Annotated in this window: 1 pseudogene; it reads right to left on the bottom strand. The window is 65.6% G+C overall.

Features of this window, described 5'->3' with window-relative positions:
- Nucleotides 1–273 (bottom strand): annotated as a pseudogene (locus tag NCR93_RS31685) (DNA topoisomerase IV subunit A); the annotation flags it as partial.

Below are 273 nucleotides of genomic sequence, written 5' to 3'. Positions count from 1 at the left end.
GCTTCGCGAGGAAGCCGAAACCATTGCTCGATGCCAGCAGCAACTGCTGCTCCGCATTCGCCGCGAAGTAATGCAGCAGATGCGTGCCCGATTCGAGCTCAATCAGCGACGTCACGGGCACGCCGTCACCCCGCCCGCCCGGCAACGCCGATACCGGCACCGAATAGACACGCCCCTTGCTGCCCCACGCGACCAGCGAATCCGGCGTGCGCGCCAGGAACGCCGCATAGAGTCCATCGCCCTGCTTGAACGTGAAGCCCGCCGGATCGAGTC

The sequence above is a fragment of the Caballeronia sp. ATUFL_F1_KS39 genome (assembly GCF_023630985.1).
GTDB classification, from domain to species: domain Bacteria; phylum Pseudomonadota; class Gammaproteobacteria; order Burkholderiales; family Burkholderiaceae; genus Caballeronia; species Caballeronia zhejiangensis.
The sequence above is the reverse complement of the archived record's forward strand: the minus strand, read 5'-3'. Positions and strand labels throughout refer to the sequence as shown.